The organism is Maribacter polysiphoniae, from assembly GCF_003148665.1.
Classification (GTDB): domain Bacteria; phylum Bacteroidota; class Bacteroidia; order Flavobacteriales; family Flavobacteriaceae; genus Maribacter_A; species Maribacter_A polysiphoniae.
Map to the genome: position 1 here is coordinate 62,002 of NZ_QGGQ01000004.1, position 24,923 is coordinate 86,924.

Consider the following 24,923-nt stretch of genomic DNA (forward strand, 5'->3'; position numbering starts at 1 on the left):
CTATTATTATTTAATCCCCTTTAGAGGAAATCACTTCCAGTTTAGCAAAACGCAGCAACAACTTCTTCACATCACCCTGATCGAATTTTATTTCTGCTTTTCTGTCATTTCCTACACCTTCCATGTTGATGACCTCCCCTCTCCCAAATCGGGTGTGGTTAACAATGGCCCCTACTTTAAGGTTACTATCTATTGCATTTGTATTACCTATAGGTTTTGCCAATTCGGGTTTCAACTTTCTTAGCTTACGCAATTGATTTTCGTTGGGCTTGCCTATTGGTGGCGGTGTGCCCGTTTTAGGTTTTACTTGTCGTAACCTGCTTTTATCCACTTCCCCGAAAATATCGGCATCAATCAATGTTTTATATCGATAACCTTTATCTATAGGTGTTAGGTTCTCCACGTATTTTTCGTCAATTTCCTCGAGGAACCGACTAGGTTCCGCATCGATAAGCTTACCCCAGCGATATCGATTCTGTGTATAAGTTAGATAGGCCTGTTCTTCGGCTCTTGTCAATGCCACATAAAACAACCTCCGTTCCTCTTCCAATTCGCTACGCGTATTCATACTCATGGCCGATGGGAATAAATCCTCCTCCATCCCTACAATATATACATAGGGAAATTCGAGCCCTTTTGCCAAGTGGATGGTCATCAAGGCCACCCTATCATCATCACCGGTATCATTGTCCAAATCCGTCGCCAGGGCCACATCCTCCATAAACTCCCCAATATTCCCAGTAGCATCGGCAATTTCCTTTTGTCCCTCAACAAAATCCTTTATACCATTAAGCAATCCCTCAATATTTTCCATTCGGGCAATCCCTTCGGGGGTACCATCCTTTTTAAATTCAAGAAGGATCCCTGTTTTCTTGGCTACATGTTCCGCAAGTGCAAAGGCATCGGCACCTTCGTTCATAATTTGAAAACTCTTGATCATGGTGACAAAATCCTGTAGTTTTCGCTTGGTTCCTGAATTTATTTTAAGATTAATACGATCCAGATTCTCTATCACCTCAAAAATAGACCGACCGTAATGATTGGCGGCCACAACCAACTTATCCAACGTTGTCTGACCAATACCCCGGGCAGGGAAATTGATAACCCGTTTTAAGGCTTCCTCATCCTTCGGGTTAATCACCAGTCGTAAATAGGACAGTACATCCTTAATCTCCTTACGTTGATAAAAGGAAAGTCCACCATAAATACGGTACGGAATATCCCTCTTTCGCAAGGCATCCTCTATGGACCTAGACTGCGAATTGGTTCGATAAAGGACTGCGAAATCACCATTGGGAAGTTGTTGTTGCATTTTGTTCTCAAAAATGGAACCTGCCACAAAACGGCCTTCCTCGGCATCTGTAATACTACGGTGTATTTTTATGGGCGGACCATCATCATTGTCCGTCCATACCTCCTTTTCAAGTTGGTTCTTATTGTTCGCGATAATGGAGTTCGCTGCGTTAACGATATTCTTGGTAGAACGGTAATTCTGTTCCAACCGGTACATCCCAACGTTATCATAATCACGCTGAAAGTTCAGGATATTACTGATATTGGCCCCCCTGAACGAATAGATACTTTGTGCATCATCCCCTACCACGCAAATATTCTGGTACCGATCGGAAAGTGCCTTAACGATCAAATACTGGGAATGGTTGGTATCTTGGTACTCATCCACCAAAATATATCGGAACCGATCTTGATATTTCATTAAAACCTCTGGGAACCGCGTCAAAAGCTCATTGGTGCGCAGTAATAGATCATCAAAATCCATCGCACCGGCCTTAAAACAGCGATTGACGTATTCCTCATAAATCTCACCTGTTCTAGGACGTTTGGCCATGGCATCCGCCTCGATCAATTCGGGATTCTGCATATAAGCCTTTACCGTAATCAAACTGTTCTTGTACGATGATATCTTATTCTGTATCTGTTTATACTTATAAATATCCTTATCCAATCCCATTTCCTTGATAATGGAGGCTATCAAACGTTGGGAATCCTGGGTATCATAAATGGTGAAATTACTTGGGTAACCCAGTTTATCCCCGTCATAACGTAATAATTTCGCAAAAACGGAGTGAAAAGTACCCATCCAAAGATTTTTAGCTTCCGAATCACCAACAATATCAGCGATACGTTTTTTCATTTCCCTTGCCGCTTTATTGGTAAAGGTCAGTGCCAAAATATTAAATGAGTCCACACCCTGCGCCATTAGGTGCGCAATGCGGTACGTTAGAACCCGTGTCTTTCCAGAACCAGCACCGGCAATAACCATTAGCGGACCGTCTTTATGCAGTACGGGAGCCTTTTGGGCCTCATTTAATTCATCTATAAAATTTTTCAATACAATCAGGAATTTAGTGCGGTGAATTTAGCACTAATTCACCGGACCCTAAAAAGCTACACCCAATAATTATGAACAATGAAAATTGAATATTCTTTCAATTTGAATATATTTAGGCATAAAAAGTCCGAATATGCCCCAATTTAACTCGATTCCTTTATTTCTTGGTTTCATCCTTAGCCTTTCAATGGGTGCACAAACCAAAAAAGCCGGACCGATAATTTTAGATTTCGGGGAAGTATGGACCATAAATGCCCCTGATTTCAAAACCGATACCTCGATGGATTTCAAAGCGGTCTTCGATATCATGAATTCCCCTGATGAACATCGTACATTGAATTCCTCCATTGAAACCGCTGCCCGCTTCTTGAATATGCATGCTCAAAACGGTGTGCCAATAGAACAATTGAAAATAGCATTGGTCGTACACAGTAAAGCTTCAAAAGACATTATGAACAATGAAGCCTACCAAAAACGATACGGTACAAACAACCCCAATATTGATTTGGTCAAGGCTCTTATAGATGCAGGCGCACAAGTTGTCTTCTGCGGACAATCCGCTATGTCGAGGGGCATAGCCCAAAAAGAACTCATAGATGGTGTTCAATTATCGCTCTCGGCTATGACCGCTTTGATCCAATTTCAAAATAACGATTACAAAACCATTAAATTCTAAACCAGATACTTATGAATAAATACTTCAGTTTAGTACTACTCCTTATCGGAAGTTTGGCGTTCGGCCAAAACCCAAGTCTTGACAAAGACTACCAAGCGATTGAAAATAAGGTGATTGAATGGCGAAGGGAGATTCATCAAAACCCTGAATTGTCGAACCGCGAATTTAAAACCGCTGAAAAAATTGCCAAACATTTAAAGTCTTTGGGAATTGAAGTCCAAACCGGAGTTGCCCATACAGGTGTTGTTGGCATTTTAAAGGGTGGACAAGATGGGAAAGTTATTGCCTTAAGGGCCGATATCGATGCCTTACCTGTTTACGAACGTAATGATTTACCTTACAAATCCAATGTAACCTCTGAATTCTTAGGGGAAAAGGTCGGGGTAATGCACGCTTGTGGCCATGACACCCACACCGCTATTTTAATGGGAGTGGCCGAGGTCCTATCCAAAAACAAGGATAAGATCAAAGGAACCGTAAAATTTATATTTCAACCTGCTGAGGAAGGTCCACCACCCGGGGAAGAAGGGGGTGCCCTGCTCATGGTTAAGGAAGGAGTGTTAAAGAACCCCGATGTGGATGCCATTTTTGGTTTGCATATCAATTCGGAGACTCCAGTTGGTATTATTCGCTATAAATCAGGAGGAACCATGGCCGCTGCCCAAAGCTTCACCATAAACGTTAAAGGAAAACAAAGCCACGGGTCACAACCTTGGTCGGGTGTTGATCCTATTTTGATCAGTGCCAAAATCATCGACGGTTTGCAAACGATCATCAGCCGTGAAGTCGATTTAACCAATGAAGCCGCGGTCATAACCGTGGGCAAGATCAAAAGTGGGGTGCGTTTCAATATCATCCCCGAGAGTGCCGAAATGATCGGGACCATTAGGACCTTGAATTATGACATGAAAGACCATATCAACAAAAGAATGATGGAAATGGTGCCTGCCATTGCAAAAGCCTATGGTGGTGATGCCACCATTGAAATCAAGGACGCTACCGACATCACCTACAACGACCCTGCCCTTGTAGAGCAAATGTTACCTACCATGAAACGGGTCGCTGGTGAAAGCAACGTACAAACACGGAAAGCCGCGACCGGAGCCGAGGATTTCTCCTATTTTCAACGTGAAGTCCCTGGTTTTTTCTTTTTCTTAGGAGGAATGGCTCCCGGTACAACCGAATCCTTTCCACACCATACCCCAGATTTCCTTATTGATGATAGCGGCTTGTTGCTTGGGGTCAAAACGCTAACCGAAATGAGTTTGGATTATTTGAACCAATAGTATCTACATTGCAGAATAAAACAAAAGGTCAGAGACAATCTAGACCTGAATTTTAAGATTATTAAGTCATAATTAATTACTCATGGATTCTTTTCTTAGTGTTTTAGGTAATATTTCTTGGTGGATGTGGATGCTTATCATCATATTGATCGTAGCCATCCGGGATATTTTTTTTCAAAGTGCCCATACCATTTCGCATAACTTTCCGATTGTGGGGCATTTACGTTATTGGTTGGAAAGTATTGGCCCGGAAATGCGACAATATTTTGTGGCGAACAATCGGGAAGAACTACCCTTTAACCGTATAGAGCGAAGTTGGATATATGCCTCCGCCAAAAGGGAGAACAATTATGAGGGCTTTGGAACGGACAGGGATATTTACGCCCACCAACATATCTTCGTAAAAAACCAAATGATGGCCTATAAGATCGGGCCTGACCATCCCAACGCCAAGGACAAATGCTTTTTGCCCTGTGCCAAGGTCATCGGTAGTTACAACAAACGCAGAAAACCATTTAGACCGGGATCGGCCATAAATGTATCCGCAATGAGTTTCGGTTCGCTTTCCGCAGCGGCGGTTGAATCCCTGAACCTAGGTGTTGCCAAAGCCGGAGCCTACCATAATACAGGGGAAGGAGGCCTATCACCTTATCATAAAAAAGGAGGGGATATCATTTTTCATTTCGGGACGGGTTATTTTGGTGTTCGTAGTGATGACGGTAATTTCTCCATGGAAAAATTAAAGGTATTGGTCAATGAAAACCCATGTATCAAAGCCATTGAAATTAAACTTTCACAGGGTGCCAAGCCTGGTAAGGGCGGTGTTCTACCAGGTGCCAAGATAACTCCGGAAATTGCTAAGATCAGAGGGGTTGAAGTGGGCAAGGATGTCCTCTCCCCTGCCACCCACAAAGCTTTTGACACCATTCCTGAGCTGCTACAACTCATTGAGGATATTGCAGAACAAACTGGATTACCTGTTGGGGTAAAGGGAGCGATAGGAAAATTGGACCAGTGGGAAGCATTGGCCGATCTTATGATCAAAACAGGCAAAGGACCTGATTTCATTACGGTAGATGGAGGTGAAGGTGGCACAGGTGCTGCCCCACCGAGTTTTGCCGATCATGTATCACTTCCCTGGGTATACGGATTTTCAAGCCTGTACAAAATGTTCTTGGACAAGAAATTAACCGATAGGATTGTTTTTATCGGGAGCGGAAGACTGGGATTCCCCGCCAAAGCCGCTATGGCCTTCGCTATGGGCGTAGACTGCATCAATGTTGCCCGAGAGGCCATGATGAGCATTGGATGCATCCAAGCACAGGTTTGCCATACCAACCGGTGTCCGTCTGGAGTGGCCACACAAAATAAATGGCTTCAAGGCGGTATTCATGTACCCCTTAAATCGGACCGATTGGCACAATATTTCAAGACTTTCAGAAAAGAACTGATTGAAATTACCCATGCAGCGGGTTATGAACACCCTTGCCAATTTACCATGGATGATATACAAGTCAATGTTGATGATGATTTCTTACATAGTGACCTAAAATCAACATACGGATATGAAAAATCGAAAGTACCTTTCAAAAGCATGCATGAACTATATGCTTGTGAATTCTTAGGTGGACAAGATTTTCATGACATTCCCAAATAGTATACTTTTGCGTTTAATTATTAAAATTACCCATTAAGCCTTATGAAACAAATTTTACTTAGCCTAACCCTAATCCTGATTTCCACTACTTCTATTTTCGCACAGCGAAAAAGTGACCTGATTGCCGAGATTGCATCACTTAAAACGGAATTGGACTCTACAAAAGCTATTGTTATAAAAGCCAAAAAAAATGAAAAAGTAGGCTTAGCCCGGGCAGAATCCTTCGAGTCCCAGGTTAAGGAATTACAGGATGCCAATGCCACCCTACTTAAAAATCTAAACAGTTTTGCTGAAGTTTCGAATAAAAATTCTGAAAACATCAATAAAGTGATGGCTAAACTGGAGCAGAAGGAAAATCAGTTAAAGGCCATCAACAATAGCATCGCCTCAAACGATTCAACATCGGTTGTGGTATTGACCAATGCCAAACAATCACTTGGGGAAAATGCAAAAATAGGTATTGCCAATGGTTCTGTGATCATTGCATCAAAGTTGGAATCCATATTTGGAAATACCACAGGCACGACCATAACGGCTGAAGGTACAGCATGGTTAGAGAAGATAGGGAACATCCTAAAAACAAATCCAAAGGTGTCTTTGACTATTGAAGGATTAAGTATGACCGGAGAGTTGGATTTGGCAGCCGATCAGGCATCCGCTATTGGTTCCCTTCTTCAAAAACAGTTCTCGATTGCCTCCAATAGGATTCAAACCTTGGGTAAGGATGGTAATTTCAAGGAAGGTATCAACCTAGTCATACATCCAGATTATGCACGGTTTTATGATATGGTTAAAGAGCATATGAAAGCATCGAACTAATTTGGAGGCTTATTGAAATCGTATATACTTTTTCAAAAAAACCTGCGTTTTAAATTGCGTAAACCGAGCTAAATACCAATTAAAATGACAGGAGATCAAATCTTTCAATTATTTGCTTATCTATTACCCTCAGTAGTCGTAGGGGCAATTTCTTTTTATTTTTTTAGAATGCACACCAATAATGAGGAAGGCCGTCGGCGGTATCTTTTACATAAGGATTCTCAGCTAAATACGCTTCCCATACGATTGCAGGCCTATGAACGGATGGCTTTGTTTCTAGAGCGAATCGCCATACCGAGTCTTGTCGTTCGCGTAGCACCGAAAACAGCTGATAAGAACGATTACGAAAACCTTTTGATACGTACTATCGAAAATGAGTTTGAACACAACCTATCACAACAGATTTATTTGTCGGATGAATGTTGGAACATCATTAAGGCTGCCAAAAGCGCAACCATTCAAATGATTCGTAAGGCTGCCTTGAGCGAAACCGATTCGGCGGACAAACTTCGAGAAGACGTTCTTAACCAAACAATGGACAAGCAATCCCCTTCAGCCACTGCCCTTTCGTATGTAAAAAAGGAAATAGGGGAACTGTGGTAGAAGCCTTCAAGAACTACGTACTGTAAAATTGTGGCTCCATTGCATTCGTGTTGATGGAGTTCAATCGAACGACGATGGGAAATCAATCCGCATCAAGTTCCAACTGGGAGGTCTCCAAATTCTTATATTTGGCGAAATTATAGCCACTCGCCCACCATGTAGTCATTTTTTCCTTGTTGAAAATCAATGAATTGGTTGTGAGCACTGCCGGAGTATAATAAAAATTGATAACCGCTCCCTGGTGGTTCGCCACATACTTACCTATACGAATGTTCTGACCTTCAATACGGTCCAACATAAAGGCAAACATAGACGTCAGCAAAGCAAAGGCATTCTTTGAAGGCAAACGATTGAACATCGTGGTCTCGGTCTGTAAAATAATCGCATCTATTTCCGTTGCCCCACGTTTTATGGCCTCTTCGATAGGGACCATGGACCCGAGTCCACCATCGGCATATTCACACCCGTTTTTTCTGACCAAACTCATAAAGGGGGTATAGTTACAGGAAATCCAAATCCATTCACAGAATTCTTCGTAGTTAAAATCGTTGATCGATTTATATTCCACTTGATTCATCGATAGGTTGGAAACCGTAGCGACAATATCCTTTGGTCCGTTCTTGAGCATGTGGAATTCTTCCTCCGTAAGCGTATTCTTGATTAATTTTAGTAGGTTTTTACTCTCCCCAAAAGTTTTACTACCCCTATAGAAATTCTTAAGAACATTCCAATGGTCAATTCCGATGGTTTCAACCCCATGTTTTTTTTGAATAACAAAAGGACAGTTACTGAAAATACTATTTTGGTTCACCGAGGTATAGACTTCTTTTATCTTTTCGATTTTTTGAAGGGCCAAATGGGAGATTAACAAACTACCCGTGGAAGTTCCTAAAAAAAGATCATAGGAATGGTTTAACCCTTTCATTAAATATTCGGCGACACCCCCTGCGAAAGCACCTTTGCTTCCTCCTCCCGATATGACCATTGCTCTCATTGCAGACTCAATTTGGTCCTAATATAGCGAAGTTCGTCATCATTCATCCCTTTTGTTAGGCCTATGATACGATTTCTTTGACCATCAACCTTTAGAAGGGTATCAAGTAAACCTCTGGCATATTTACGAAACTGCCAAGAATGATGCACGCAGGCATTGACCAGATCCAATATGTTCTGATCCGTATATTCAAGAACGTCCCCAATGATTCCAAAAGCCGTCTGACGGGTTTCCATAGAATACTTTGGAGAAGTATACCCATACAGTTCTGAAAGATATGCTTCCTTTGAATCATCATCATAATCCTTGGTCAGTGACGCCAATAACAACCATAGTAAGCGCACATTTTTATTGGGCAAACCCATCACACCCTTGGTCTTGTCCAAATACCGACCCCTATCTTGGGGAAATGAAATCCATAATCGATATAATGCATTTTCTTGGGTGATATAGCTTTCATCCTCCAATAAGGATTCATACTCCTTTTTGAGTGCCAAGGGAATCTTGGAATAGGCCAAAGTCAAGGCCTGTCTTATTTTGATGGATTTGCTGTCAAACGCAGATTGGATGAGTTCTGGGGGGAATTGCTTATGGTTCCTCAAAACCAACCGAGCCCTAAATTCCTCATTATCAAATTCATCCCAATATTTTTCAATAATGTTCTTCTTGTCTTTCAAACTTGTGGTCAACGCCCATTTTAGTTTTATAAAACCGGCCACAGCGGATGATTCCGTTGTCAAAAAGTCCTTTACCTTTTCCATCGGAAAAGTGGTTGAACCTAACCATAGTTTCTTAAATGGACTAAGATCCATATCCGCTGCCAATTCCATTTCCCTTATAAAATCATCAATGGTAACATTCTGAAATCGGTATTTCCCCAAATAATTCTTAACCCCATTTTTAAAAGCATCATCCCCTACCTGATTACGCAACATGACTAAGGCCCAGGCCCCTTTTTCATAAAAGGTAAGGCTACTTGCCTTGGGATTGGTCAAAGCCTCCCCTTTCCCTTCTTTGGCCTGTTCATTCAATTGTTGGGCCGAATCATAAAGCTTCCAATAGAAATAATCATTCCCAAAAATTTCCTTTTCAGCCAAATAAGCATAATAGGTGGCAAACCCTTCGTGCAGCCAATGATGGCTCCCGTTTTTTTCCGTAACCAAATTCCCAAACCATTGATGGGCCAGTTCATGCGCGTTGACATTCACGTAATTCTTATCAACAAATGCGATGGAATCAATAACATACCCATCGGAAAAAATGGTTGTTCCTGTATTTTCCATTCCTGCGTATAAAAAATCCTTCACAGGAATCTGTTTATAATTCTGCCAAGGATAGGGTACACCTATCTCCTGCTCCAAAAAGTCAAAAATTGACTTGGTATACCGGTAGGTAGGTTCTACTTTTAGACTGTCTTTGGGGTAATAATAATTCTCAATAGGAATACCACTCGTGGCCGTTAATTGTTGCTTGCTGTATTTTCCGATTGCAAAGGACAACAAATAACTACTCATGGGTTCACGCATATCATATGACCAGGTTTTAAGTCCATCTTTCGCCCTGACTTTTTTAAGAACACCGTTGGCAATTACCTCATATTCCGGATCAAATGAAATATTCAGGTCAAATTCCACCTTCTCTTCCATATCGTCAAAACTGGGCAACCAATGGCTGGTGTATTTCCCCTGTCCTTGGGTCCAGACCTGCCCATTACCTTTTAAATGGTCATCCATATCAATAAAGTAAACCGTCTGTTGGGGTTTGGCAACATAGTGCAAGGTTAAGGAATAGCTCCTGTTCCTTTTAAAATTCTTATAAATTGATATTTTAGTTTTGGAGGTCTTGAAGGTTGTTTTTTTATGGTTCAACAAGACTGAATTAAATGTCATATCCTGGGCATCCAAGAAAACGGAATCTACATCCTGTTTTACTTTGAAGTGATAAACCACAGACCCTTGAATGACTTTTTGTTCTACCAATGGCTTGATGCTCACCGCTGCATGGATAAAGTCCACTTTATCCTGATGTTGGGCAAACAAACAAGTTGTGGAAATACTACATAGACACAGGAAGAAAAATCGTCCAAACATACCATAAAATTACAATGTTTTTATCAAATGTCGTTAGAGACCCCAAAGACATTTCGAAGGAGGAACGACTGGGAAATCGCACAAGCAACTCCATACCATTATCTTTTACCTAAGCAGGATGTGATCCCTCGTCGCTACCACTCGCTCGGAATCACCAAGAAACCCCAATATCGGGCAACAAAACAACTTATCCGCTTTGCTTTTCCATATGCGAATTCTACCATAGACCGAAATCACCAATCACTAAAATTGCATCTAAATCCCAATACGCTTATTTTTATCGGATGAATGCCAATTTTCTTCAGACTCCCATTACCTACCTTAAAGGTGTAGGCCCGCATCGGGCCCAAATATTGCAGTCGGAGTTAGGTATTGGCACTTATCAAGACCTACTGAACCTTTTTCCCAACCGATATATCGACAAAACCCAATACTATACGATCGGGCAATTACAACGCAGTAATGCCGATGTTCAGATTGTTGGGAAAATCATTCACTTAAAAACCGTGGAACAAAAGAAAGGGAAACGTCTGGTGGCCACCTTTGTCGATGATACGGGTGAAATGGAATTGGTATGGTTCCGGGGTCAAAAATGGATACGGGAAAATCTAAAGCTAAATATACCTTATGTCATTTTTGGGCGATGTAATTGGTATAACGGAAAGTTCTCAATGCCCCATCCTGAAATGGAATTGTTGACAGAGCATGAAAAAGGTCTTAAAATTACGATGCAGCCCATTTATCCCTCTACGGAAAAATTGGGGAATAGCGGCATCACCAATCGTGTCATCAATAAATTACAACAACAACTGTTTATTGAAACCAAAGCGAGGTTCAGGGAAACCCTTTCCGACAGTTTATTGCACGACTTAAAACTAATCACTAAGAGTGAAGCCTTGTTCAATATCCATTTTCCCAAAGACCAAGCCCTTTTGGCCAAGGCCCAATTTCGTTTGAAATTTGAGGAATTGTTCTATCTACAGTTTCAGTTGATTTCAAAAAAAATGTTGCGAAAGCAAAAAATAAAAGGGTTTAATTTTGACCAAGTAGGTGAACGTTTCAATGATTTTTACAAGAACCATCTGCCTTTTGAGTTGACCAATGCGCAAAAAAGGGTGATTAAGGAAATAAGGGCCGATTTGGGGAGTAATGCCCAGATGAACCGATTATTGCAAGGTGACGTGGGATCAGGAAAAACCATTGTGGCATTAATGACCATGCTATTGGCGATAGACAATGATTATCAGGCCTGTTTAATGGCTCCCACTGAAATCCTGGCAAATCAACATTTTAATGGTATCAAGGAACTTTTGGAAGATATGGGGGTGCGAATTGCACTATTGACGGGTTCTACGAAAAAATCGGAACGCAACATCATCCATCAGCAGCTTGAAAGTGGGGAATTGCACATTCTTATCGGTACCCATGCCCTATTGGAAGACAAAGTAAAATACAAAAATCTGGGTCTAGCCATCGTTGATGAACAACATCGATTTGGTGTAGCGCAACGTTCCAAATTATGGCATAAAAATGAGTTTCCCCCACATATTTTGGTTATGACGGCTACCCCGATTCCCAGAACCTTGGCGATGAGCCTGTACGGGGATTTGGACATTTCGGTCATTGATGAGCTCCCACCCGGACGTAAGGCCATTAAGACCGTACATCGCTACGATTCAAATCGCCTTAAGGTATTTGGATTTATCAAGGATGAAATTAAAAAAGGACGTCAGATTTATGTGGTCTACCCGCTGATCCAAGAATCAGAGGCCTTGGATTACAAGGATTTGATGGATGGTTATGAAAGTATCGCAAGGGATTTTCCGCTTCCTGAATATCAAATTTCGATTGTTCACGGTAAAATGAAACCTGCGGACAAAGATTATGAAATGGAACGTTTTGTTAAGGGAGAAACCCAGATAATGGTAGCCACTACGGTCATTGAGGTCGGCGTGAATGTTCCCAATGCCTCAGTTATGATCATCGAAAGTGCTGAACGTTTCGGATTGTCCCAATTACATCAGTTACGGGGCCGTGTAGGTCGTGGTGCCGACCAGAGTTATTGTATTTTAATGACCAGCCACAAACTGTCCTCCGAAGCCAAGACCCGACTGGAAACCATGGTACGCACCAACGACGGATTCGAAATTGCCGAGGTCGATCTAAAACTACGGGGACCCGGGGATTTAATGGGCACCCAACAAAGTGGCATCCTAAACTTAAGAATTGCCGACATCGTAAAGGACAATGATATTCTCAAGACCGCCCGACACTACGCCATAAAAATCCTAAAAGAAGACCCGGGACTTGAAAAACCTGAAAATTTAATACTTCGACATACCTATGCCCAAATAGTCAAACAAAAGAATATCTGGAATTATATTAGTTGAATCAATTCCTTGGATATAAATCGGTTTGGCATATCCCAAGTGTTATCGTCTTTTATAAACTATAATATATTCACTTCGTTACCTACGAGCCTTTGGCTGTTAATCAAAATAGGGGTGTTCCACCATTATCCAATCACCCAAACCTTTAATTTCCATGGATTTAAGCAGCGATCATCATAAGTAGCGGATAAATTCTTAACTTTCCCTAAGCATCACTACGTTGAAAAGTTTGGGACGATAATGGATTACATGGTTTTTCCATATTCATTACTGCCATTGATCTTTTGTCCTAAGAGTATGAAAACCCCAAAAAAACATAGTGTGAAGTGAAAACAAAAACCCTTTTTACCATTTACCCATGTGCTATGATATAAAAGCTAGTCTGGAAGGCCAATTGGCGAAAGCCAAAAAAGATCAGGATTATGTGGCTGTGGAAGAGATTTTGGAAAAATTAATTCCCTTCACTGACCTGCCCATACACCATGCCTCGGGTTTTAGCCATCCTGATTTACTTATCTATACCGACCGTTCCCCCAATTTTCCTGAGGTGGCAACATGGGGACTTGTTCCCTTTTGGGTTCATGATGAGGAACAACGCAAAAAAATATGGAATAGCACCCTAAATGCCCGCGGGGAAACCATCTTTGAAAAACCGGCTTTTAAAACAGCTGCCCATAACAATCGCTGTATCATCTATATCGATGGATTTTACGAACACCATCATTTTAAGGGCAAGACCTATCCTTTTTTTGTCCATCGAAAAAACAATGAACCTATGGCATTGGCCGGATTATGGAGCGAATGTGAAAATAATGAAGGGGGCACCTCGATAACCTTCACTATAGTGACCACCAAAGGCAATTCCCTTATGGCTAAAATCCATAATAACCCCAAACTAAAAGAGGCTCGAATGCCTTTGATCCTTACCCATGGGCGTATTGACCAATGGGTAAGCCCTATAGCACAAAACACTATTGAAAAACTTATCGAATCATATACGGATGATGAACTCGAAGCCTACACGGTAAGGCGATTAAGAGGAAAGGAATATCTAGGCAACGTAAAAGAAATCTCCCAACCATTTGAATATGCCGAGCTGGAATTTAACAATCAAGAATATTAATCAATAAATTAAAAAGGATATGGAATTAGGAGCTTTTTCGGTAAGTCTCAATGTTAAGGATCTTGAGGCTTCAAAACACTTTTATGGGAATTTGGGTTTCACGGTTTTTGGGGGGGATATGGAACATAATTACCTTATCATGAAAAATGCCGACACCCTTGTGGGGCTTTTTCAGGGTATGTTCGAAAACAATATACTAACCTTTAATCCGGGTTGGGACGCTAACGCCAACAAACTGGAGTCTTTTGCTGATGTAAGGGAAATCCAAAGTAACTTAAAACAAAAAGGTATAGCCTTACTTCAAGAGACCGACCAAAACGGTTCTGGTCCGGCAAGCATCATGTTAACGGACCCTGATGGAAACACCATTCTTATAGATCAGCATGTATAGCTCAACTATTGATTACTCGTTTATTTGTTTTGGCAAACGTCTTACGGATCATGATCAATAGGTACATTTCCTTGCCGTGCCATCTAATAACCCCCAATTAATGCTATCATAAAGAAATACCGGTATAATACACCCTTTCAATTTGGTCCGAAAACCATATAATGAGTGGCAATCGGATTTTATTTATTACCTTTTCATCTACTTAGTTAATTCGAATACGACATGAAAAATATCCCATTGCTTTTACTGCTTTTTTGCCTAATTGAATCAACAAATGCGCAAATTAGTGCCCAATTACTACAACATCCCGATGTTTCCAAAACACATATTACTTTTATTTATGGTGATGACGTATGGATCGTTCCCAAATCCGGTGGCCTTGCCCATCAACTAAGTTCCCCTGAAGGAGTTGAAAGTTATCCACGCTTTTCCCCCGATGGAAGCCTAGTGGCCTTTACCGCTAACTACCATGGAAATAGCGATGTATACCTAATTGATATACATGGAGGTATCCCCCAACGATTGACTTTTCACGGACAGTTTGATCGGGTTTTAGGTTGGACCCCGGATGGTGATTCCATTCTATTCGCATCATCCAGAGAGAGTGGTCGTCAACGCTATAATCAATTTTATACCGTTTCAAGACATGGGGGTTCACCCAAAAAACTCCCCATACCCTATGGAGAATTTGCCTCCTTTTCCCCCAATGGTCAAAAAGTAGCTTATACGGATAGATCTAGGGTAAACAGAAATTGGAAAAGATACCGCGGTGGCACGGCACCCGATATTTCTGTTTTTGACCTGAACACCTTTAGTACCGAAAACATAACCAATACTGACGCAAATGATGAATTACCCATGTGGAATGGGGATGTCATTTACTATATGTCCGATAATGGTCCCAACAAAAGAAATAATTTGTGGAAGTATGACCTAGCAACAAAATCAAATACCCAGCTGACCAAATTTACGGACTTTGACATAACCTTCCCGGAGAGTGGGCCTGATGATATCGTATTCGAGGCAGGTGGGAAATTATACCTGTATAAACTATCATCAAATACCATTTCAGAAGTTGAAATTCAAGTGGTTTCGGATCAAAAAGGACGGATTCCACAACAAAAGAGAGTAGCTTCATTCATCCAAAACACTACCCTATCCCCCGACGGCAATAGGGTCATTGTCCAGGCGAGGGGGGAATTGTTCAATTTACCCGCGAACGAAGGTTTCACAGAAAACATCACAAGAACATCTGGAAGTGCCGAACGGAAACCAGCTTGGTCACCAGATGGTAAACATGTTGCCTATTGGAGTGATTCTAGTGGCGAGTATCAATTATATCTACATGATATGACCGGGGAACAATCGCCAAGAATGGTCACTGATTTCAAAAACGGATTCAATTATTCCATTCATTGGTCCCCTGACAGCAAAAAGATCGCATATGTAGATCAAGCCATGGGAATTAATTATTTGGATGTAGCTACCGGTAAGGTCATACAAGCCGACAAGGGTAAATATATGTTTGAAGGAGGTTTGGAAAATTTCCGGGTAACATGGACCCCTGATAGTAAATGGTTTGCTTATGCCCGTGGTACAGAGAATCCATCGACCACTGCGATTTTCGCATTCAATACGGCCAACAACAAACTGTCCCAACTTACTTCGGGATACTATTCCGATAATTCACCGACCTTCAGTGCCGATGGAAAGTATCTTTTTTTTACGACCAATAGAACATTCGAGCCCGTTTATTCAGACCTCGACAACACATTCATCTACCCCAATACAACAAGTATTGCCGTGGCAACCTTAAACAAAACAGTAAGTTCTTTGTTGGCGTTGAAAAATGATTCGATCGAACTATTGAAAGAAGACGGGAATAAAGACGAAAAGGAAGGAAAATCAAAGAAGAAAAAAGATGAAGACACCGATGGGGATGCTAAAAAAGAAGTACCTAAGACCACAATTGACATTGTAGGATTCGAGAATCGCGTAGAGATGTTGGACATTCCCTCTGGTAATTTAGGGAACCTAGCCGCAATTGAAGGTAAACTGCTGTTTACACGTTTTCCTAATTCAGGGGCGCCGGAAGATACCTTCCCATCCTTGGATTACTATGATTTCGAAGAAAGGGAAGTAAAAAACATTATTTCAAAAGTTAACGATTTTGAGGTTTCTGCAGATGGCACAAAAATTCTGGTCAACCAAGAAAAAAAACTTGCAGTATTGGAAATTAAGGCCGATCAAAAAATAGACAAAACAGTACCAACACAAGATATGGTCATGTATATAACACCCCAGGATGAATGGAAACAGATATTCAATGATGTCTGGAGGTTTGAGCGAGATTATTTTTATGATCCCGGTATGCATGGTGTGGATTGGAATGCGATGAGAACAAAATACGGGCAGTTGATTGACCAATCGAACACACGGAATGACGTTAATATTATCATTGGGGATTTGATAGCGGAACTCAATGCCTCCCATACCTATACCGGCGGAGGTGATACAAAAAACGCCGATATGATGAATGTGGGGTATTTAGGGGCTGACATAGCCCTAGAGAACGGAAAATATAGAATCAAAAAAATAATCTCAAGTGCCCCCTGGGACGTTGAAGTGCGATCACCCCTTGCTAAACCTGGAATAAACATCAGCGAAAATGATTATATTCTAGCAGTGAATGGGCGTCCTATTGACATTGCCAAACCAATCTTCGAGGCCTTTCAGGGGTTGGCCGATGCCACCGTCCAAATAACTACCAATAGCACGCCCTCGCTGACCAACGCCAAAAAACATATTATAAAATTGATGGCATCTGAAACCAGGTTGCGTCATTTGGCCTGGATCGAGAACAATCGCAAACAAGTTGAAAAAGCCACCAATGGGAAAATAGGCTATGTCTATGTTCGCAGTACCGGACTTGATGGTCAGAATGAATTGGTACGGCAATTCTACGCTCAAATGAACAAGGAAGGTTTGATTATTGATGAGAGATTCAATAGTGGGGGACAAATTCCTGATCGATTCGTAGAGCTTTTAGATCGCGAGCCCTTGGCCTTCTGGGCTGTTAGGGATGGAAAAGACTGGGCTTGGCCACCCTCGGGAAATTTTGGTCCAAAAGTCATGCTTATTAATGGCTTTAGTGGATCTGGAGGTGACGCTTTTCCCGATTATTTCAAAAAGAGAGGTATTGGTCCATTGATCGGTACCCGAACTTGGGGCGGACTTATCGGAATTTCAGGTGCACCCGGTTTGATCGATAATGGAAGAATAACCGTTCCTACTTTTAGAATGTACGATCCAAACGGTGAATGGTTTAAAGAAGGCCATGGTGTTGACCCCGATATCGAAGTAGTTGAGGATTTTCAAAAATTGGCGAATGGGATAGATGTACAATTAGAGGCCGCCATTAAGGAGGTTCTTCGATTACTTGATAGTCCCACCAACTTTAAAACACCGTCCAGACCCAATTATGAAAATCGGAATTAGCCTTTTGGGTAGTTTCTTAACAGATAACTTCCAAAAATCAATTCGGCTAACCAATTAGATGTTGTATCGTAATATTGTTTAACAGGATCAAATATCCGTATGGATAAGACCGTCCTAAGAATATTGTTTTTTTAAATTATCAGAACAATCATGAGTACAAATAAAAAAGTAAGGACTTTAATCCCTGTATTTACCATAGATATGGGAGGTATCCCCATTAAACAAGCCCTACCTACCACGAAAGTGAACCAAGTTGATCCATTTCTATTATTACATCATGGGAAATTGAAGTATAGAAAACATGGGAAAGCGATTCACCAAGGCATCGGGCCGCACCCGCATCGGGGTTTTTCACCAGTGACCTTTATTGTCAATGGTGAAATTCATCATCGGGACAGCCGTGGCAATAATCAAATCGCAAAGAAAGGAGAAGTCCAATGGATGCATGCCGGTTCGGGTATCATACACAGTGAACGCCCCTCCCAAAAACTAGTCGACCAAAATGAATACAATGAGTTTGTCCAGCTTTGGATAAACAGTCCGGCTGCAAAGAAAATGCAACCACCCAAATACCAATATATTCCTGAAGATGAAATCCCGAAATTCCATTCGGGGGACAATCAGGTTTGCACCAAATTAATTACTGGCACTTATGGTGACCTTAAAGGTAAAATCATTGCTGAGAGCGAATTACTCATTCTTTGGTCCACAGCCCATGGCCCAGGGAAAGGGACTTTCGATCTTCCTAAAGGTTTTAATGCCATGCTCTACACCATAAATGGTGAAATAAAGCTTAAAAATTATGGTAAGGTTGAAAAAGAATGTTTGGTGGTCTTTGAGAATGAAGGGGATCAGATTACCGTCGAAACTATGGATGCAACCGAATTCCTAATCCTTTGCGGTGCACCCCTAAACGAGAAAATGGTACAACAAGGACCTTTCGTCATGAATTCCGAAACAGAGATTTTAGAAGCTATGCGCGATTATCAAATGGGAAAAATGGGGATTTTGATAGAAGAATAATCTAGGCCTTAATTCGAAGAAACCTGATTTTCAATTGTCCTTCAAGCTATAGAACCTGAATTATTGTACCATTGGTTCTTATGGGCAACCAAATAATATCCAACGTGAAATTTTGATGGAATCCAAAGGTGTGAATCAGTTTTTTTGTTGTACTATTAAATATCTTTTTTAACAACCAACCAACTCCAAATGAAGATTTTTTCAAATGAACCATCTTTAAAGCGGTTTCACAAAATGTAAAATCGCATGAAAAGATATAACGAGGACTTTTTAGACAAGATTAAGGGTTTTAATTTACAAGTCCTTGAAAACAGTAAGTACCCTATTTACGCCTTATCCAAAGAGCTAAAATTCATATATTTCAATCCTGCTTGGTCCCATTTTGCGAAAGACAACCAATTTGAAGGAAGAGCATTAAAAAATCTTTCCCTTGGCAGTCCCTATTTAAAATCGATCAAAGGTGTTTGGCTTAAACTCTTCTTTCAAAAGAATTATAAGAAGGTAATACGAACCGGGGAAACCTGGCATCATGAGTACCAATGCTCTAGCAATGAGTTCTATCGTTTTTATCATCAAACCGTTTATCCCTTACTGGATAAATCAGGGGTGTTGATTGTAAATACGGAAGTATTCAAATTACCCATGGACCAAATGAACATCAAAACCTTTGAAGTCATTATCGAAAGATACACCCAACCGAACAACCGTATTAATCAATGTAGCAATTGTAGACATACACAGCGTGCCGATAAACCTGATTTATGGGACTGGGTACCGAATTGGGTAGAAAAATTACCGATCAATTCCAACTTAAGCATTTGTCCCACATGTGAGCATCTTTATAAAGATTCTTAAATATGGCTTTCTTGCCCAGTCGTTTAACTTTCCGTTCCCAGATGCGGTACTTTGCGTGTATATACAAAAAAGGCGCCAAGAGAAATTATCTCGACGCCTTTTTCGTACCCTAAGAAGGCCCTAATCGAGAGCTGGGGTAACCACAATACTTCTGAATTCCACGGGTCCGTGATCACCTTGAATTAAGAATGACCCTGGTTCAGCCTCGTTATTATCCAAAGCACCACCAGTCATTCCCGGTATATTTTGATTGGTGATTATTTCTTTTCCGTTGGCTACGATGGTCACCCGTCTTCCGATCAAGGTAATGTCATACGCTTGCCACTCCCCTGCTGCTTTCGCCGCCATTTCATTAGGGGTAAGAAAACCGTATATACCTCCAAAATAAATACTTGAAGGTTCCAATCCTTTGTTATCGGCAATTTGCACCTCGTATCTTCCCCGAAGATAGATACCGCTATTACTTTCCTCAGGATAACGGAATTCAATATGTAATTTAAAATCGTCGAATTTTTCATCGGAAATTAAATTGACCCCTGATTTTTCACTGGTAAGAACACCGTTTTTCACCTTCCATTGGTTTTCACCCTCGGCATGCCATCCTTCTAGATTTTTACCATTGAACAGTGCTTTCGGCGCTCCCCATACGGGTTGGGGATTATAGGCCAACTTAGGTGCCCTGGTCCCTGTCCATTCATATGTCTTACCATCGGTATAGACCATTTTACCCTTTAGTAGATCTCCTTCCATTATCCCCTCGAACTCCATATACCGTTTACCCGGTTCCCATTGCGGTGGTATGGCAAAACTGAATTTACCTTTGTTCAATTTCACCTCTGCTATAGGTCTTGCACTTCCAAAAGCATAAACAAAACGCCCCACCAATGTATTAAAGCCCGAATGGCTGATCTCTAACCAGGAAGGAAGTTGCTTCCCGTCTTGTGAGATGGTTAAATTCCATTTTCCCTCAATCGATTTCCCTTCTTGTGCACTTAATTGGAATGAAAGTGTAACGAGCATAACAACCGCTACTATTCTTAGCTTTTTAATATTCATTGTACTATGTATTTATTAGGTTTCCTTAATGTTAAAAATATTCTATTGTTCACAACCTTCCCTTCTCCTAGTATCGATAAGGTAAATGATTTTCCAATTTCCGTTATCCTTGAACAATTGGAATGAATTTACCCCGCAGTGGCTAAAATTGCCATTATACCAGAATTCATAGGGTGTCCATGCATTCGCCATAGCACCATCGATCTGTATGTTGAACGATACTATTCGTTCTTGAAAATCGACCGAATCGGGAATTTGCACTATTGATTTTAAAAACGTGTTGAAATCCTCTGCCCTTAAGGCATCCTTACCGTCTTTTGAGGCACCAATGGTTTGGGCTATTACCCCATCCATAACCGATTGCTTCATCAAAACGGAATCCTTGGAATGAAAGCCTTCAAAAAAAGCTTCAATGGTGTGCCTTATTTGGGCCTCTTCATTGACTTGGGCTGCCATATCCATAAAAACAAGAAGCAATACCAGTGGTATCAATTTTTTCATATCCCCTTATTTCTTTCAAAAATAAGTTAAAATAGACAAAGGACAACCAGGATAATGGTCAATATAAAAATCATAATCCATCAACCCCTAAACAACTACAAAATCATTACTTTTATCGATTGTAAATTAAATGCAATGTCTACAGCAAAAAAAGAATACAAAAGGGTTACCGTAAAGTCCCTCGTTGATATGAAAAAACACGGTGAAAAGATTTCAATGCTTACCGCATATGATTACTCAATGGCCAAAATAGTTGATGCAGCCAAGGTCGATGTAATCCTTGTAGGGGATTCGGCCAGTAATGTCATGGCGGGTTACGAAACCACATTACCCATTACCCTGGACCAAATGATCTATCACGCCTCATCGGTTTTGAGAGCGGTAAAAAGGGCATTGGTCGTCGTCGACATCCCTTTCGGGAGTTATCAAAGTGACCCCAAGGAAGCCTTGCGTTCCGCGATTCGAATTATGAAAGAAAGCAGGGCCCATGCCGTAAAAGTCGAAGGGGGTGAAGAAATCAAGGAATCGGTAAAAAGAATACTGAATGCCGGTGTTCCCGTAATGGGACATTTGGGCTTAACCCCACAAGCCATATATAAGTTCGGAACGTATACCGTTAGGGCCAAGGAAGAGGAAGAGGCCAAAAAATTGATTGCCGATGCCAAATTATTGGAACGTTTGGGTTGCTTTGCGATCGTTCTTGAGAAAATACCTGCAGAACTGACCAAAAGGGTTTCAGAAAGTATTTCCATCCCTACCATAGGCATAGGTGCTGGCAAACATGCCGACGGACAAGTACTTGTCATACATGACCTTTTAGGAATGACCCATGAGTTCAACCCGAGATTCCTTCGAAGATATATGAATCTATATGAAGAAATGGGTAACGCCATTTCGCAATATGTCGATGATGTAAAAAGCAAGGATTTTCCAAATGATGAAGAACAGTATTGATTTTTAATTCTTTCACCAATTCAAGGTACATGTTAAAACGAATAAGCATTGTTATTTTTGTGCTTTTGAACGTCGGGTGCGATCAATTGTCTAAAGAACTTGTTCGAAAACACGTTGAACCGATGGATTATATCCAGGTGGTGAACGACAATTTTATTTTGACCAATGTGGAGAATACCGGGGCTATGTTAGGATTTGGACAAAGCTTGCCCCCTACCCTAAAAATGATATTCCTACAAGGGATTCCCTTAATCGTATTATTGATTTTACTGACCAGGACCATTCAAAAATCAAATCTGAATCGTTGGTTGGCACTGGCTTTTGCCTTTGTAATTGGGGGTGGTATCGGTAATTTGATCGATCGTATTGCCTACGGCTCTGTGACCGACTTTTTTCTGGTAAAGTTGGGGTTCATTAAAACCGGCATCTTTAATATGGCCGATGTTTCTGTAACCATAGGGGTTTTCTTGCTGCTATTTGTAACGATAAGATATAGAAATTTATCAATTTAAGGATGGCAAAGATAATCTCAAATCCGAAAAACCTTCAGGTTCTTCATGAAGACAACCATCTGATTGTCATCAACAAACGCCCTGGCGATATTGTTCAAGGGGATAAAACCGGGGACACCCCACTGAGCGAAGTCGTAAAGCAATTTATCAAGGAAAAATACAACAAGCCCGGTAATGTTTATTTGGGGGTCCCACATCGGTTAGATCGCCCCACCTCGGGTATTGTGGTTTTTGCCAAAACCTCAAAAGCCTTACCAAGACTGAATAAACTTTTTGCCGAAAAGGAAGCTAAAAAAACTTATTGGGCAATCGTAAAAAATAGACCTCCAAAAGATTTCGACACCCTTACCCAATGGTTGCGGCGCAATACCAAACAGAATAAGTCCTATGCCAATAACAAGGAAGTATCGAATAGTAAAAAGGCCATTCTAACCTACAGGTTGATCAAAGAATTGGACAACTTCTTTTTGTTGGAAATTGATTTACAAACGGGGCGCCATCATCAAATTAGGGCGCAGTTATCGGCAATTGGCTGCCCTATAAAGGGTGATTTGAAATATGGCTTTGACCGCAGTAACAAAGATGGTAGTATCCATCTACATGCGAGAAGGTTATTGTTCATTCATCCTGTACAAAAAGAACCCTTGGAAATTATCGCTTCTACACCCAATGATCCCGTTTGGAACGCTTGTTGATGTTTTTTGTTACTTTTAGTACGGACACAAAACACTATACCATGATTAAAAAAGGATTATTACTTATCTGCCTTGTTCTGATAACTTCGTGTGGAAGCTATAGTTCAATAGACACATTCTATAATGCCCATAAGGACGATAATCAGGTAACGGCCATTCGCGTTCCCCGATTTATGTTGACATTGGTTAGCGGTATTTCACCCGAAATGCAGTCCTTGGTAGGCAACACCAAGGATTTACGCTATATGCGATTTCCTAGTGCCACCCCGGCAAGAACCCAATTTCTGAACAAGCAAATGAATGGTATTACAGGGAATTCCTTTATTGAAGTATTTCGCAAAAACGACGAGTTGAAAAGAAATGTAGTTTCGATACGTGAAAAGCGGAACAGTGTTAAGGAAATATTGATCTACAACAATGACAATCTAAATGGATCATTCCTGTATTTTAATGGGGATTTCGACCCTGTAAAAGTACGTGAAATGGCAAAGAACAATGAGTTTGGTAAAATGGGTGACGGACTTATACAACAATTCAGTGCACAAACCCCAGGAATAAATCAATAAGTGTTTACTGGAACGAAAGGTCCTATCGGGAAGACCTTACACTTTCAATGACCACCGACCCCAAAATAAATACCCCTCCGATTATTGTCGTTAAGGCCGGGATCTCCGATAAAAAAACGGCCCCGATCACTATACCATAAACGGGTTGAATACTACTGATAATACTGATGGTGGTTATTGAAAAATGCTTGAAAGTCATTAGAAAGAGGGTGTGACCAATAGCTGTTGTCAAAACGGCCAAGGCAACTATTCCTTCCCACTGTGACAAGAGCGTTGGGGGAGCTACAAAAAACAAGGCCGGAAACAATAGCAATCCTATGATACCCGTTTGATAGACCATCAAAGTCGAACCATGGTAACTTGCTGATTTTGATTTAAGTATAATATTCCTTAAAGCATAAAACAAGGCCGATAAAATACCCATGCCTATGGCCACAGTTGTCGAATTACCAATATTAAAATCGGGTGCTAAAAAATAAATTCCACATAAAACCAATAATCCCAATAACACATGAATCCTTTGAAACTTAGTCTTGAGGATCATAGGCTCCAAAAAAGCGGTAATCACAGGATACGTAAAGAGGGACAACATTCCTATGGCCACATTGGACATTTGTAAGGCATAAAAATAGGTAAGCCAATGGAGACACATTAGAACTCCACCCAAAATAACCATTAGCCGATCGCTAGCATTGATATGCAATGGGATTCCTTTATACCTGCAGTAGACAAACAAGACAAAAAAGGCCAAAATACCCCTGGTCGCAATCGTTACGGGTACTGGTAAATCGACATACCTACCAAGTGCCCCTGATGTACTGACAAAGAGCATTGCCAAATTTATTTCCAAGAGGTGGGACAGATGCTTACTATTCTTCAAACTG

At 41.0% G+C, this 24,923-nt stretch carries 21 protein-coding genes; 15 read left to right on the plus strand and 6 right to left on the minus strand.

Annotation, left to right across the window (positions count from 1 at the left end; translation table 11 throughout):
• Positions 1 to 10 precede the first annotated feature (10 nt).
• Entirely contained in the window at positions 11 to 2,350 is a 2,340-nt protein-coding gene (locus LX92_RS10010; protein ID WP_109650172.1) for an ATP-dependent helicase, read from the minus strand.
• A gap of 133 nt (positions 2,351 to 2,483) precedes the next feature.
• On the opposite strand from LX92_RS10010, the gene LX92_RS10015 reads away from it, so the two are divergent.
• The 5 genes from LX92_RS10015 (at position 2,484) to LX92_RS10035 (ending at position 7,391) form a co-directional block, all read left to right on the plus strand.
• Positions 2,484 to 3,026 carry a DsrE family protein gene (locus LX92_RS10015; protein ID WP_109650173.1) on the plus strand — a complete coding sequence of 181 codons (543 nt, stop codon included), beginning with the start codon at positions 2,484 to 2,486 and terminating at the stop codon, positions 3,024 to 3,026.
• Between the two features lie 11 nt (positions 3,027 to 3,037).
• Positions 3,038 to 4,312, plus strand: coding sequence for an amidohydrolase (locus LX92_RS10020; RefSeq protein WP_109650174.1), 1,275 nt, complete (start codon positions 3,038 to 3,040; stop codon positions 4,310 to 4,312).
• 82 nt (positions 4,313 to 4,394) lie between these two features.
• On the plus strand, positions 4,395 to 5,969 hold the full coding sequence (locus LX92_RS10025; RefSeq protein WP_109650175.1) for an FMN-binding glutamate synthase family protein: 1,575 nt from the start codon (positions 4,395 to 4,397) through the stop codon (positions 5,967 to 5,969).
• 42 nt (positions 5,970 to 6,011) lie between these two features.
• Positions 6,012 to 6,788 carry a hypothetical protein gene (locus LX92_RS10030; protein WP_109650176.1) on the plus strand — a complete coding sequence of 259 codons (777 nt, stop codon included), beginning with the start codon at positions 6,012 to 6,014 and terminating at the stop codon, positions 6,786 to 6,788.
• 84 nt (positions 6,789 to 6,872) lie between these two features.
• Positions 6,873 to 7,391, plus strand: a complete 519-nt coding sequence (locus LX92_RS10035) for a DUF7935 family protein (RefSeq protein WP_109650177.1) — start codon at positions 6,873 to 6,875, stop codon at positions 7,389 to 7,391.
• Positions 7,392 to 7,473: 82 nt separating this feature from the next.
• Here LX92_RS10035 and LX92_RS10040 read toward each other — a convergent pair whose 3' ends face one another.
• Together LX92_RS10040 and LX92_RS10045 are read right to left on the minus strand one after the other, a co-directional pair.
• A complete protein-coding gene (locus LX92_RS10040; protein ID WP_109650178.1) occupies positions 7,474 to 8,385 on the minus strand; it encodes a patatin-like phospholipase family protein in 912 nt (303 codons plus the stop codon).
• Complete coding sequence (locus LX92_RS10045) at positions 8,382 to 10,400, minus strand: M1 family metallopeptidase (RefSeq protein ID WP_244915930.1); 2,019 nt, start codon at positions 10,398 to 10,400, stop codon at positions 8,382 to 8,384. The genes LX92_RS10040 and LX92_RS10045 overlap by 4 nt, the downstream gene beginning before the upstream one ends.
• A 359-nt stretch (positions 10,401 to 10,759) precedes the next feature.
• Here LX92_RS10045 and recG point away from each other — a divergent pair, with 359 nt between their 5' ends.
• The 6 genes from recG (at position 10,760) to LX92_RS10075 (ending at position 19,755) form a co-directional block, all read left to right on the plus strand.
• Positions 10,760 to 12,865 carry an ATP-dependent DNA helicase RecG gene (recG, locus tag LX92_RS10050; RefSeq protein ID WP_109650180.1) on the plus strand — a complete coding sequence of 702 codons (2,106 nt, stop codon included), beginning with the start codon at positions 10,760 to 10,762 and terminating at the stop codon, positions 12,863 to 12,865.
• Between the two features lie 358 nt (positions 12,866 to 13,223).
• Positions 13,224 to 13,988 (plus strand): SOS response-associated peptidase, encoded by a 765-nt coding sequence (locus tag LX92_RS10055; protein WP_109650181.1) that lies wholly within the window; start codon positions 13,224 to 13,226, stop codon positions 13,986 to 13,988.
• Between the two features lie 19 nt (positions 13,989 to 14,007).
• Positions 14,008 to 14,379, plus strand: a complete 372-nt coding sequence (locus tag LX92_RS10060) for a VOC family protein (RefSeq protein WP_109650182.1) — start codon at positions 14,008 to 14,010, stop codon at positions 14,377 to 14,379.
• Between the two features lie 222 nt (positions 14,380 to 14,601).
• Positions 14,602 to 17,877, plus strand: coding sequence for a S41 family peptidase (locus LX92_RS10065; RefSeq protein ID WP_109650183.1), 3,276 nt, complete (start codon positions 14,602 to 14,604; stop codon positions 17,875 to 17,877).
• 150 nt (positions 17,878 to 18,027) lie between these two features.
• A complete protein-coding gene (locus LX92_RS10070) occupies positions 18,028 to 18,900 on the plus strand; it encodes a pirin family protein (RefSeq protein WP_109650184.1) in 873 nt (290 codons plus the stop codon).
• A 246-nt stretch (positions 18,901 to 19,146) separates the two neighbouring features.
• Complete coding sequence (locus LX92_RS10075) at positions 19,147 to 19,755, plus strand: hypothetical protein (protein ID WP_109650185.1); 609 nt, start codon at positions 19,147 to 19,149, stop codon at positions 19,753 to 19,755.
• A 120-nt stretch (positions 19,756 to 19,875) separates the two neighbouring features.
• On the opposite strand, the gene LX92_RS10080 is transcribed toward LX92_RS10075, so the two are convergent.
• A complete protein-coding gene (locus LX92_RS10080) occupies positions 19,876 to 20,811 on the minus strand; it encodes a 3-keto-disaccharide hydrolase (protein ID WP_109650186.1) in 936 nt (311 codons plus the stop codon).
• A gap of 42 nt (positions 20,812 to 20,853) precedes the next feature.
• Positions 20,854 to 21,312, minus strand: a complete 459-nt coding sequence (locus tag LX92_RS10085) for a Cif family virulence factor (protein ID WP_109650187.1) — start codon at positions 21,310 to 21,312, stop codon at positions 20,854 to 20,856.
• A gap of 135 nt (positions 21,313 to 21,447) precedes the next feature.
• On the opposite strand from LX92_RS10085, the gene panB reads away from it, so the two are divergent.
• Genes panB through LX92_RS10105 form a run of 4 tightly spaced genes read left to right on the plus strand, consistent with a single transcriptional unit; the run spans position 21,448 to position 24,039 of the window.
• Positions 21,448 to 22,266 carry a 3-methyl-2-oxobutanoate hydroxymethyltransferase gene (gene panB, locus LX92_RS10090; RefSeq protein ID WP_109650765.1) on the plus strand — a complete coding sequence of 273 codons (819 nt, stop codon included), beginning with the start codon at positions 21,448 to 21,450 and terminating at the stop codon, positions 22,264 to 22,266.
• 29 nt (positions 22,267 to 22,295) lie between these two features.
• Entirely contained in the window at positions 22,296 to 22,778 is a 483-nt protein-coding gene (gene lspA / locus LX92_RS10095; protein WP_109650188.1) for a signal peptidase II, read from the plus strand.
• A 2-nt stretch (positions 22,779 to 22,780) separates the two neighbouring features.
• The gene (locus tag LX92_RS10100) at positions 22,781 to 23,473 is read left to right on the plus strand and encodes an RluA family pseudouridine synthase (RefSeq protein WP_109650189.1); all 693 of its coding nucleotides are present in this window, start codon (positions 22,781 to 22,783) and stop codon (positions 23,471 to 23,473) included.
• 41 nt (positions 23,474 to 23,514) lie between these two features.
• Entirely contained in the window at positions 23,515 to 24,039 is a 525-nt protein-coding gene (locus LX92_RS10105; RefSeq protein ID WP_223308366.1) for a DUF4252 domain-containing protein, read from the plus strand.
• A gap of 22 nt (positions 24,040 to 24,061) precedes the next feature.
• Here LX92_RS10105 and LX92_RS10110 read toward each other — a convergent pair whose 3' ends face one another.
• The gene (locus LX92_RS10110; RefSeq protein WP_223308365.1) at positions 24,062 to 24,919 is read right to left on the minus strand and encodes a DMT family transporter; all 858 of its coding nucleotides are present in this window, start codon (positions 24,917 to 24,919) and stop codon (positions 24,062 to 24,064) included.
• Positions 24,920 to 24,923: the final 4 nt, after the last annotated feature.